At 41.7% G+C, this 11,634-nt stretch carries 11 protein-coding genes; 6 read left to right on the top strand and 5 right to left on the bottom strand.

The features are described from left to right. Positions 1-462 precede the first annotated feature (462 nt). Positions 463-2,235, top strand: a complete 1,773-nt coding sequence (locus FTO68_RS05670; RefSeq protein ID WP_255332410.1) for an LIC12162 family transferase — start codon at positions 463-465, stop codon at positions 2,233-2,235. Positions 2,236-2,269: 34 nt separating this feature from the next. Here FTO68_RS05670 and FTO68_RS05665 read toward each other — a convergent pair whose 3' ends face one another. From FTO68_RS05665 to FTO68_RS05645, 5 genes are read right to left on the bottom strand one after another with little or no spacing between them, the layout of a single operon-like run. Further along, positions 2,270-3,286, bottom strand: a complete 1,017-nt coding sequence (locus FTO68_RS05665; RefSeq protein WP_255332409.1) for a glycosyltransferase family 2 protein — start codon at positions 3,284-3,286, stop codon at positions 2,270-2,272. After that, complete coding sequence (locus FTO68_RS05660; RefSeq protein WP_255332408.1) at positions 3,286-4,194, bottom strand: SDR family oxidoreductase; 909 nt, start codon at positions 4,192-4,194, stop codon at positions 3,286-3,288. Before FTO68_RS05660 ends, FTO68_RS05665 begins: the two co-directional genes overlap by 1 nt. Continuing rightward, positions 4,187-4,657 carry a dTDP-4-dehydrorhamnose 3,5-epimerase family protein gene (locus FTO68_RS05655; protein ID WP_255332407.1) on the bottom strand — a complete coding sequence of 157 codons (471 nt, stop codon included), beginning with the start codon at positions 4,655-4,657 and terminating at the stop codon, positions 4,187-4,189. Before FTO68_RS05655 ends, FTO68_RS05660 begins: the two co-directional genes overlap by 8 nt. Next, a complete protein-coding gene (locus FTO68_RS05650) occupies positions 4,633-5,634 on the bottom strand; it encodes a GDP-mannose 4,6-dehydratase (RefSeq protein WP_255332406.1) in 1,002 nt (333 codons plus the stop codon). Before FTO68_RS05650 ends, FTO68_RS05655 begins: the two co-directional genes overlap by 25 nt. After that, positions 5,613-6,404 (bottom strand): sugar phosphate nucleotidyltransferase, encoded by a 792-nt coding sequence (locus FTO68_RS05645; protein ID WP_255332405.1) that lies wholly within the window; start codon positions 6,402-6,404, stop codon positions 5,613-5,615. Before FTO68_RS05645 ends, FTO68_RS05650 begins: the two co-directional genes overlap by 22 nt. 155 nt (positions 6,405-6,559) lie before the next feature. Here FTO68_RS05645 and FTO68_RS05640 point away from each other — a divergent pair, with 155 nt between their 5' ends. From FTO68_RS05640 to kdsB, 5 genes are all read left to right on the top strand, one after another. Next, complete coding sequence (locus FTO68_RS05640; protein WP_255332404.1) at positions 6,560-8,206, top strand: aldolase catalytic domain-containing protein; 1,647 nt, start codon at positions 6,560-6,562, stop codon at positions 8,204-8,206. Between the two features lie 114 nt (positions 8,207-8,320). Further along, a complete protein-coding gene (locus FTO68_RS05635; protein WP_255332403.1) occupies positions 8,321-9,286 on the top strand; it encodes a Light dependent period protein LdpA domain-containing protein in 966 nt (321 codons plus the stop codon). Between the two features lie 21 nt (positions 9,287-9,307). Next, a complete protein-coding gene (locus FTO68_RS05630) occupies positions 9,308-10,072 on the top strand; it encodes an HAD family hydrolase (protein WP_255332402.1) in 765 nt (254 codons plus the stop codon). 18 nt (positions 10,073-10,090) lie between these two features. Further along, entirely contained in the window at positions 10,091-10,897 is an 807-nt protein-coding gene (locus FTO68_RS05625) for an HpcH/HpaI aldolase family protein (RefSeq protein WP_255332401.1), read from the top strand. After that, positions 10,894-11,634, top strand: coding sequence for a 3-deoxy-manno-octulosonate cytidylyltransferase (gene kdsB / locus FTO68_RS05620; RefSeq protein ID WP_255332400.1), 741 nt, complete (start codon positions 10,894-10,896; stop codon positions 11,632-11,634). Before FTO68_RS05625 ends, kdsB begins: the two co-directional genes overlap by 4 nt.

Raw genomic sequence — 11,634 nt, 5'->3', positions numbered from 1 at the left:
GGACAAGCTGGATGTTATCGAGTGTTTCGAGGAGCCGGGGAGAGCACTGCGGGTGGGTGAGATGACTGAAAAACAAGAGGATCTGTATCATGCTCTGGGGGTGAAGCCGCCAGCCTCGTTATGAGTGGGCGGGAATATAGGTTTTTACAGAAGATTTGTTACGTTACCTCGAAATGTATCAGTGTTCAAGACAATGGCAGGGATGTTGAGCTGCCGGACGGCATATTCAGTGCTCGATAGGGAGATCTGAGGGAAAAAATGACCCAGAATTTCATCCTATCAAATCAGAAAGGGTGTTGTTTTGATGGGCTCCAAGTGAGAGCATAGTTTGGGATGAAGTTTTATTGGCGAGCAAGGTTAATAGAGATGTAAAGTAGGAAGAGGTCATAGATTGGGGGATGGTTGGGTGATTTCATTGATAATTAAAAATCGGATGTGATTTTAATCGACCAAAGCCAGAAAATGATCCTTGCAACTACGGCTCTTGAGGAAACCTGGGGTGCCGATGAATCACTCCTCTTCCTTGGTGAGTGGTGCCAACTCTATGATCGAAAAGATACATGGTCTAATCGTGATTTTGAAATTGTACCGTATCATTGGGATGATCGCGAAAAGCTGAAACGTGATTATCATTATCTACATAATCTTCATGGTTCCCTATTGGAAGACTTGTCACTTGCTTTAAACAATTACCATAATCTTGATAGGCCTGTTCGTTATTGGCAAATCATTATCGATCCATGGTTGTTAACATATATTGCTGTAATATTCGACCGATGGGAATGTCTACGGGTAGCTTTTGAAGAGTATGGTTCATTTCAAACAGTGGAACTTGACATATCCTCTCTAAATGATTGTCATCCATCATTTGCTTATAATGAATATATGAATGAATTCAAAGATGATTTCTGGAATTATTGCCTTTTTATTGATATAATTAATACTTCATATCATGATAAATGTGAATTTACGAAAGTAGACCGGTTGAATCTATTAAAAAATGCTGGTTCTTTGGCTTGTCCAAAAAAAGGAGGACAGGAGATAAGGAAAAAAATAATAGGTTTTATAATATCGAAATTAGATTGTATTTTAAACCATCTCTCTAAGCAAAATCCCGCTTTTTTTTATACTAGTTACTTTCCCATTACCTCCTTAATACATCTTCATTTTTCGCTTCGACAATTGCCTTGTTTATTATTAAATGAATTTTCTTTACCGAAAGCTAGTGCAGTATCTCCTGATTTTAATTCTCGTAAAAAGATTACTCTAAATAGAACCGCGGAGAACTCATTTGAAGAGTATTTATTGAATCGTATCTACAAGGATATCCCTCTTATTTTCCTTGAAGCTTTTCAAAGTAATCGAAATAAAGCAAATAAGATGATATATCGACCAAAAGCAATTTTCACTGCAAATGGACATTGGGGTAATGAGTTATTCAAGATATTTGCTGCTGAACAGGTACATAATTGGGGAGTCAAAGTAATCACAATGGAACATGGGGGAGCAATTCCTCCTCTATTTAATACCATGGAATTTGAAGAAGATATAGGAGATATTAGAACTACATGGTCAACACCCTATCACCATAAGCATGTACAAATACCTCCAAATAAAATAGTTGATATTAAAATAAAATCAAAAAGAAAGTATTGTGGGGTTGTTGGTGTTGAATTATCTCGTTATCCTTGTAGAAGGGAGGCTACACCAATTGCCGGTCAAATACTTGTCCATTATAATATGGTATGCGAACTCCATCATTTTTTGAACAATCAAGTGCAAAAAATGTTCAGGATCAGGCCATATCCAGACCAGGGTTGGAATACAAAACAAAGGTTTATTGACAATCTTGGTTTTGACAAAGTCAACTCAGATGGAACCTTGTATGAATTTTACTCTTCGGCAAAGGTTATTGTCTGTACTTATCCGCAAACAACCTTTTCCGAAGCTATGAGTTCGGGGCTCCCGACGATTTTAATGTATCCTGAACACTTATGGGAAACGCGACCTGAGTTTGACTGCTTATTGGGTATACTAAAAAAGGCAAAAATTGTATTTACCGATCCGAAAAGTGCCGCATATCATGTCAATGCTATATGGGATAATCCAGATCAGTGGTGGAACAATAGTGAGGTTCTTGCTGCCAGAGAATCATTCCATCAGATGGCCTGTCGAAACGATTCCAATTGGCTGGAACAATGGACAGCTTTTGTGAAAGGAGTTATTGATAAGTGATGAGGGATCATTTGGCGAACCAAGATTTCGTTCATCAATATGATAATTTTCTCTCATTGAACAATTTCTTAATAATTCTCCTTAAAAATGAAATAGAAAAACAAACCAGAGAACAATTAATAATGGCAAGAAAACCAACTTTCCCCAAAATCTCACTTAAAGACTTAGGTCTGATCAACCCCCACGCTGTCAATGCCAATCCAGTAAACAACAAAGGGTGGATCCCTTTCATCCCATCCCCACGGGTGAAGCCAGCGTAGAAACAATCTCCAATATATCGGCGCAGAGCGCAGTTCAGATCGCTCGTGTATACAGGATAATCATCTCCGAGATCCCGGATGATCTGAACAAAGATTTTAAGAGTGTCAAGATATCCGGAAGGATTTGTGAAGAGAAGCCGATGTGATTCTGAGTGCTCTCCCTGCCGATAATGAACCCTTGTGTCTTTAATATATGCAATATCAAGGACTCTGGAGATCCTTAACCATTGGTAATAGTCTGATGAATATGGGAATTCAAGTGAATATTTACCAATTTGTTGATATAATTCCTTTCTGGTCATCACTGATGGGCAGGTGATGAAGCACCGCTCATGCAGAAGCCTTTGGAACCCCTCTGGAGCGGGAAATATCAGGTCTTTTTCAGCATAGTGTCCTTCTATTGCCCGATCTTGAATGTGGGTTATCGAAGACGAAAACGTCAGAACAACATTCGGATGCTCATCAAAAAAAGCAACACATGTTTCAGTAAAGTTAGGATCGATATAATCGTCAGAGTGAAGAATATGCAGGAACTCCCCCTGCGCAACCTCTATGCAGCGATTGAAGTTTCCAAAGAGTCCGAGATTTTCTTTATTCTTCACGAACCGTAACCGGGAATCTTCAAACGAAGCGACAACTTCCTCGATGTTATCTGTTGAGGCATTGTCAACCACCACAACCTCGATATCCAAGTAAGTCTGTGCGAGCGCACTTCTGATGGCACACACAACCATATCGGCCCGATTATAGGTGGGAATACAGATTGATACGCGTGGACTATTGTTGCTCATTATGATTCCGCAAGATATCTGTTGACATCTTTGTTTGATGTTGTATAGAGTGCGTCTATCATCTTTTCAAGGGGGGGAATCTCATAGTGAAGCTCTCTCTGAACCTTAGCTGATGAGATTGTACCGATTGTGGGTCTCTTTACGGTAAGAAGTTTGGAATCGATTCCTTCAAGATATTCTGAATTAAAACCAAATTTCTCCATAATATGGCGGTTAAATTCAAATTTGCTGATATCTTCATTTGATCCTATATTGAAGGTGCCGCATACGTCACTCTCAATAATCCGTTTCAGAATTTCCACAACTATGTCTACATGAATCGGGTTGAAAAGCTGATCCTTTGGAGACTGCATTACTTTTTTCATTCTGATGTTTGCAAGGAGCTGCATGAAATAGTTTTTACTATTCTGATGATGATTTACGTAGCCAAAGATAACAGATGGCCTTAAAATCACATGGTCAGCCAATTTTGTAACATGCTCTTCTGCCTCAAGCTTCGTCTTTATATAATAATTTGATGCACAAGTTATGCACTCTTCATCACAGCGACCAACAGGGGTATTGTAAACAGCATATGTCGAGAAAAAGATGAATTTTGCCTCTGGAAATGCCTCGCAGAGATTTGCTGTTGCTGTAACATTTGTTTCGAAGCAGAGTTCCTGCTTTTGCTCACATACATCTGTTCGTGATATTGCGGCTGTGTGGATGATTATATCCGGATGTGTAGTTGTACGGATCCTATCAACATCCGCGGGGTCAGTCAGGTTTGAAACCAGATCAACATTTACTCCCTCCCCCCGACTTGTGCCAATAATCTTCCCTGGCGTTGTTTTACGCAGGTATCCACATGCCCGATGCCCAACCAGTCCGTTTGCCCCGGTGATCAGAATCGTCTTCTCCTCACCCATGCCGGATGCCCCACTCATAACCAATGGTTGGATCAAAGGGATCAAACCGCTCGATCTCATCAGGATCGTGGGGGATAGAGGCACAGTTTGCAACGATCGCCTTTTCGCCCCCAACCCCGGTAAAGCCATTCACAACATGTGGCGGAACCTTGACAAGCACATAATTATCTTCACCCATAAAGATTTCCTCCAAAACGCCACGTGTCTGAGAATTGTCCCTTGCATCATAGAGAACGAGCTTGATATTGCCGGAGATGACTGCGTAATTTAGCTCCATCTTCCGGTGCACATGCCATGCCTTAATGGCACCAGGAAAGATAACCGAGAAGTAAATCTCGCCAAACTCCGAAAAATGGGGGTCAGTAGATCGTATCATATGCCGTACCATTCCCCGCTCATCAAGAATTGTCCGCAGTGGGATGATCTGGACACCCTCGATCATGCCAGCACCTTCCTGTACCATGCAATCGTCGGAGTGAGCCCCTCAATGAAGCTGTGACGCGGATGCCAGTTGAGCATCTTCTTTGCCTTCTCGATTGAGAGATACTGATCCTGTATCTCATGCCTGCTGGTATTCTGGATCAAAGGCCTGGCATCTGACTCCATCACAGAAATGATCATCTCCACCACTTCACGTGCCGTCATTTTTTCACCACTGCTGAAGTTGAACGCATCTCCTGCAAGATTTAAATTAACTGTCTGCTCAGCCATCGTAAGGTAGGCATCAACTGCATCTTCAACATAGAAATATTCCCGAATCGGTGTTCCATCGCTCCGGATTTCAGGATTATTGCCCTCAATTATGCTCTTGATCGAACCAGGAACGATCCGATTGAAATTCAGATCTCCTGGCCCATAGATATTCCCCATTCGTGCAATGGAGATCGGGAGCTTATAGGTTCTGCCATAGCTCTGCGCGATCAGATCCGCACAACTTTTTGAAACATCATATGGGTGTTCTCCATGGAGTGGCATTTTTTCATGGTACGGAAGAGTGGGGCTGCTCCCATATGCTTTGTCAGATGATGCAACACAGACTGCCTTGATGTCTGGAGAATAATCATTCAGCACCCGAATAGATTCGAGGAGATTCCATGTCCCCTCTATATTAGCCTTGAAGGTTGTTATCGGTGAACGGTTGCCGACACCGACGATCGTCTGTGCACCCAGATGAAAAACATACTCTGTTTCATATTCGGCCAGCGTCCGCATAATGAGGTCACGATCTTCCAGCTCGCCACGTACCAGTGTAACTCCTGAATCTCCGTCAAGCCATGTTCCGATGGTACGCGTGCGCGGCACCCAGTCCCGTACGAGTGCTACGACATCGGCCCCATGGTCTTCAAGACGGTTAATGAGGTTTATACCGATGACACCGGTTGAGCCAGTTACTAGTACTCGCTTCCCATGCCACCAGTCTATTCGTTCCAGATCTTCCATTTGGGGTTCTCTCTCCACATTTTATTTAGATCTTCGTAATCTTTGTAATTATCCATCGCATGCCAGAACCCCTCATGGATATAATAGCCAAGCTTTCGATCCTCGGCAACCTCCTGGAGCGTATCTTCAAACATCAGATCTTCATCCTGCCTTATATAATCAAATATCTGCTTCTCAAGGACCATGAAACCGACATTAATATAGTCATTCATCTGCGGCTTTTCACTGAAGCTCTGGACAATATCGCCATTTAATGTGGTTATTCCATATTTTGAATATGGTCGGGTGACGGTGATGGTTGCAACCACACCATATTTCTTCTTAAGTTCCTTGTGCCGTTTCATGAGCGCTGGGATATCAATATCCGCGACCCCATCTCCATAGGTCACCATGAAAAAATCCGATTGTATCTGATCTCTACAGAGGATTAGGCGACGGGCAGTCTTTGATTCTATCCCTGTCTGTACAAATGCAATTTCCCAGTCTTCATCAGGGGTGGGATGCTTGGGCTTTGAAAGATTCATAGAAAAGGATTGCGTGAGCGGGTGCCTGTACAGAAAATAATCGGTGATCATCTCTCCTTTATATCCGAGTGTCAGAATGAACCTGTTCAGATTGTAGTGGGAGTATAGCTTCATTATATGCCAGAGTATCGGATACTCTCCAAGTTCAATTAAGGGCTTTGGCATCTCGCGTGTTTTTTCTGAGAGTCGGGTGCCCCGACCTCCGCAGAAGATGACAATATCGGGTTGTGGGGAGGAGGAAGACATTAAAAGAGTGTTAGTGGGATGATGATAAGTGGTTTGTGGCTTTAGTATAAAAAAAGGAATTTTAATATATGTTTTTATATTAATGTCTCGTTGTAACAATTATTATCCTCTGCACAACACACATATAATTCAAATAATTGGGTATATTGATAAATATGGCAGATATTCGGGATCCAAAAGTAAAAATACTGGATTGCACACTTCGAGACGGGGGGTACTGTAATAACTGGCAATTTGACAAGAAAGAAGCAAGTGCAATGATCCACGCTTTAAATAATGCGGGCTTAGATATTATTGAACTCGGTTATAAATCGCCGAAGAGCCATACAAGCAAATCCTTTGAGGGTTTGTTTCGGTACTGTACTGAAAGCCAGATCCAATTTTTAGAAGAGTACCCCGCTGCCGAATATGCTTTTATGTTGGATGCAAAAGAGTTCCTTATTAATGATAAAGTAGACCGTTCTGTAGTAGATGAATGCATTCCGCAATGTGAAGAATCCTTTTTTGATTGGGTCAGGATTGCATCATACTATCCTACTCTACAAGGCACAGTTGAACTTACTGATGTTCTTCGTGACCTTGGCTATAAAGTTACCATCAATCTTATGGGGACATCTTTGCTTACCGAAGATGATTTAAATAAAGCCTTTTCATTAGCTTCCATATCAAAAACAGATGTTTTATATTTTTCCGATTCTTTTGGGGATTTAAAACCAAATGACGTCTGTCAATGTATTGATCTCATTCGCCATTATTATTCAGGAAAAATTGGTATTCATACGCATGATAATAATGGACTTGCATTTGCGAATACAATCGCAGCAATTGATGCGGGCATTGATTTTGTGGATGCAACTCTTATGGGAATGGGAAGGGGTGCAGGCAATCTACGGACCGAGCAGATCCTATTATATCTATATTTCAAATTGCACAAACATTCTGTTAATCCCTCCGAACTTTTAGAAGTGCTTGATTCTGTAATGATCCCACTTCATAAAAAATGCCAGTGGGGATGGGATTATACATATATGCTCAGTGCAATGCAGAACATCCACCCAACCTATTGTCAGCATCTCCGGGCAACGAACCAATACACAATCGGCCAGGTAAATGGAATATTGCACTGTATTGATCCATCCAAACGCGAGAAATTTGACGAAAGAGCCCTTTTCAAAGCTATTGATTCAGTTGTTGCTCGCCCGGTACAGGTGGATGAAAGACTCATAAATCTACCCCTTTATGAACCACTTAAAGGAGATACATTCCTTGTGATAGCAACCGGTCCGAATATTGACTCCTATTGTGATGAGATAGTGGCTTTTATTAAACAGAGATCTCCCATCGTTATCGAATGCAACCCTAAAAATACCCTATTTGAGGCTGTTTCTCCGACATATATCAAAGCAATTCTTAACTGGGTTCGCCTTAGGAAAGCTTTGGAGTCTCCTGATCTCTCCAGAACTCCCATTGTCTCAGGGTTAACTGCAATTCCAGAGAAATATAGAAACCATGCCAATGTGTGTACCATTCCCTGTCATATCAGTAAGGGAAATGTTCAGCTCGATCAGATGAGTATGATCCTTCCCGCTTATGTGGTAGGCATGTTCGCTGTAGGGCTGGCACTTTTATCAAAGCCCGAAAAGATATATCTTGCAGGTTTTGACGGTTATGAGGACGATAGAAACCCAAGGCACCAGGAGATGAATGTCTTCTGGAAAGAAACATCGTCATCTCCTCTCGTCTCAATTACCCCGACCACGTATCCCATCACAATAGAACCAGTATATCGCCTGATCAAATGAAATCGTATTTCAAGAGTGTGTAGCGAGAGGATCGTTTGATAAAATATTTGATGAAAACATACAAAACTTACTGAGGTAGTCACATTGAACCGATATCACCTTGCACAATCATGGATGGAGAAAAGGCATTTTATTAAGATTGTTTGTGGAGCAGGAAACGAAGATCCAGTAGAAGTGAGACAATTATCATTCATTTATACCCTGGCAGGTGCCTCAGCTATCGATGTATCCGCAAATCCCGCTATTGTCAGAAGCGCAATTGAGGGAATTGAGGCGGCATTCCGGATCGCACCAGATCTTGAGATTAACATCGAAGCTAGACCATTTATTAATGTAAGTGTCGGGTTGAAAGGGGATCCCCATGCCCGGAAAGCCCGGATACTTGAAGACAGATGCATTCAGTGCGATCAATGTAGAGAACACTGCGAACAGGGTGCAATCGATAGCGCATATTCCATAATAACGCCCCGTTGCATTGGGTGTGGTATCTGTGCTGACAATTGCCCTTCTGAAGCTATTGAATTCTATCATAAGCGTGTTGAGTTATCCACGGTCCTCCCTGAATGTATCAAAGAAGGAGCGGAGATGTTAGAACTCCATGCGGTAACTGATGATGATCTTTCAGTGCTTGAAGATTGGAAAATAATTGATAAGCTTATTCCGAACAACTACATCAGCGTTTGTCTTGATCGTTCGCTCCTCTCAGATACTCATCTTATCAATAGAATTCGTAAACTCTATGATATCAGCGGTGAACGAATGATTGTGCAGGCAGATGGAGCTCCGATGAGTGGTGGGAGTGATGATTATAATACAACTCTTCAGGCCGTTGCAATTGCCGATATCGTGCAAAAAAGTAACATCCCTGTAAAAATACTTGCATCTGGTGGAACAAACGCAAAGACCCAGGAACTTGCAACAGCGTGTGGTGTTTTTGTTCATGGTGTTTCTATTGGAACGTTTGCTAGAAAAATTGTCAAGTCGTTTATCAATTCTGATAATTTTGAACACGATAAGGGTACTATAAAACAAGCTATTTCAATTGCGCGTAAGCTTGTTGCCGATAGCATTCCGAAGTAACTACGAGACAACAGATGGGGTATGGATGTGGTACATTTACTCATTAATAATAAGGATGTCCATGATATCCAATTAGCTATTTTTGATAAAGATGGAACCATTATTGAACTGCATCATTATTGGGGTCAAATGGTCTCTCTGAGAGCGAACTATATTGCAGAACAACTCGGGTTAACTAATGTTGAGAAAACTGCGGTTATGTATGCTATGGGTTTTGATAAAACAGCAAAAAGGCTGCGATCTCAGGGTCCTGTTGGTTTAAAACCACGAGAAGTTGTATTAATGGCAGCTGTTGAGTATTTAGAGTCAATCGGTCATCCTAATACATATAATCTCTGTTCTGATGCCTTTGATTCCATTGACCAGATCTCTTCAGCCATCCTTTATGAGCTTATTAAACCTATTGATGGAGTGTTAGGGTTACTGCATCATCTTCATGAAAAAGGGTGCAAGATTGCTATTGCAACAACCGATCGAACCGAACGTGCCCGGCTTGCTATGGATTATCTGGGATGCTCACCTTTTATTGACTGCATCATCGGTGCAGACCTTGTAAAGATGCCAAAACCCAATCCGGAGACGATTGAAAAGATCCTGAATGAAACCGGCTGTATTAGTACCCGGACTATTATGGTTGGTGATGCTTTGACAGATGTTGCGATGGGTATTCAAGCAAAATGTCAGGCTTCGATTGGAGTACTCACCGGTTTGACATCCGAAAAGGAACTCTTAGAGATTACGCCCTACGTAATCAATAGTGTCTCCGCAATACACATAAAGGAGTAATATGGAATTATGGTGTGTATGACTTATTCAGATGCCTTAAAAAAACGCCTGAAAACAGGAGCTGTGGTAGCGGGTCCCTGGTGCATATTACCTTCCTCTGATATAATCGAGATAATTGCAAAAACCGGAATGGATTTTGTCATTGTTGATATGGAACATGGACCCCACTCAACTGAGCATCTTGTTGATATGATTCGATCAGCAGATATTTATGGGTGTGCGGCGCTTGTTCGAGTTGCTAAAAATGACGAATCTCATATTCTCCATGCACTGGATATTGGTGCAACAGGCCTGCTCGTCCCTCATATAGAATCACGCGAGGATGCAGAACGAGCAATAAAATATGCGAAATATCATCCCCTCGGGAACCGTGGTTTTTCACCGTATACACGGGCAGGAGGTTTCTCTCCAGATGATATTAAGCAACATGCTCAGGTTCAGAATGCCCGGACAGTCCTTGGCTTATTACTTGAAGGAATACAAGGAATCAACAATCTCGATGATATCTTATCAATTCAAGACATATCTGAGAAAATAGATTTCATATATATTGGAGCGTATGATCTTTCTCAGGCTGTTGGTTGCCCTGGGGAGATCGACCACCCTGAGGTAAGAAGACACCTTACTGTTTGTATCAAAAAAATTAGGGATGCAGGAATAGCACCTGGTGGCTATGTTGCCAAACAAGGTGAAGATATGCGTTGGATGTGTGATATGGGTATGCAAATTATCACGCTGCTCCCCGATCTAACCTTAATTTACAATGCATTTGCCGATACACATCGTATTTTTAAACAGATCGTCCAGAAGGAGGGGCGCATATGAGGGTTGTGGGCTTAATCCCGGCAAGGTTGGAGTCCAGTCGTCTCCCTGAGAAGGCACTCGTGGATATCTGTGGTCTTCCTATGATTGTTCATACCTATAAGCGAGCACTACTGGCTCAGACACTTGATGATGTTTTTGTTGCAACTGATAGTGGTCGAATAAGGAGTGTTGTAGAGCAACATGGGGGTAAAGTTATTATGACAAGCCGAGATCATAAAACCGGTTCAGATCGGCTTGCTGAAGCCTGCAAGGAGATTGATTGTGAGATCGTTGTAAATATTCAGGGAGATGAACCTCTGGTTAACCCGGATCATATTGATGCAATAGTTGAACCCCTTCTTTTGGATACGTCTGTTCAGATTGCTGTTGGGGTTACACAATATTCTAAAAAGAATAGCCCATCCGATATTAAGGCCGTTTTAGATCTGAATAATGATATCATGTATTGTTCTCGTACTGATCTTCCGAGTGATGCAAGAACAGCTGTAGAAAAAATGCTTAAAATGAGCTTTATTGTTCCTTTCCGAAAGGATTTTTTAATTCAATATGCGTCCTGGAGTCCGACTCCACTTGAGCAGATCGAATATAATGAATATCTCCGTGTCTTAGAACATGGTGTTAAAATCCGGGGTGTTCATGTTGATGACGCAAAAATTAGTGTTGATACACCTGATGATCTAGAAGAGGTTAGAATTCTTATGCGCTCAGATTCCATTTATAATTTATATATTAAGTGA

Source organism: Methanocalculus taiwanensis, from assembly GCF_024372745.1.
GTDB lineage: Archaea > Halobacteriota > Methanomicrobia > Methanomicrobiales > Methanocorpusculaceae > Methanocalculus > Methanocalculus taiwanensis.
This window is presented reverse-complemented; position numbering and strand designations above follow the sequence as displayed.

What these genes read in the sequence shown, in the direction of transcription:
- FTO68_RS05670 (WP_255332410.1), top strand. Translation starts at nt 463, where the DNA reads ATGATCCTTGCAACTACGGCTCTTGAGGAAACCTGGGGTGCCGATGAA.
- FTO68_RS05630 (WP_255332402.1), top strand. Translation starts at nt 9,308, where the DNA reads ATGGATGTGGTACATTTACTCATTAATAATAAGGATGTCCATGATATC.
- FTO68_RS05650 (WP_255332406.1), bottom strand. Translation starts at nt 5,634, where the DNA reads ATGGAAGATCTGGAACGAATAGACTGGTGGCATGGGAAGCGAGTACTA.
- FTO68_RS05640 (WP_255332404.1), top strand. Translation starts at nt 6,560, where the DNA reads ATGGCAGATATTCGGGATCCAAAAGTAAAAATACTGGATTGCACACTT.
- kdsB (WP_255332400.1), top strand. Translation starts at nt 10,894, where the DNA reads ATGAGGGTTGTGGGCTTAATCCCGGCAAGGTTGGAGTCCAGTCGTCTC.
- FTO68_RS05665 (WP_255332409.1), bottom strand. Translation starts at nt 3,286, where the DNA reads ATGAGCAACAATAGTCCACGCGTATCAATCTGTATTCCCACCTATAAT.
- FTO68_RS05635 (WP_255332403.1), top strand. Translation starts at nt 8,321, where the DNA reads ATGGAGAAAAGGCATTTTATTAAGATTGTTTGTGGAGCAGGAAACGAA.
- FTO68_RS05655 (WP_255332407.1), bottom strand. Translation starts at nt 4,657, where the DNA reads ATGGTACAGGAAGGTGCTGGCATGATCGAGGGTGTCCAGATCATCCCA.
- FTO68_RS05645 (WP_255332405.1), bottom strand. Translation starts at nt 6,404, where the DNA reads ATGTCTTCCTCCTCCCCACAACCCGATATTGTCATCTTCTGCGGAGGT.
- FTO68_RS05625 (WP_255332401.1), top strand. Translation starts at nt 10,091, where the DNA reads ATGACTTATTCAGATGCCTTAAAAAAACGCCTGAAAACAGGAGCTGTG.
- FTO68_RS05660 (WP_255332408.1), bottom strand. Translation starts at nt 4,194, where the DNA reads ATGGGTGAGGAGAAGACGATTCTGATCACCGGGGCAAACGGACTGGTT.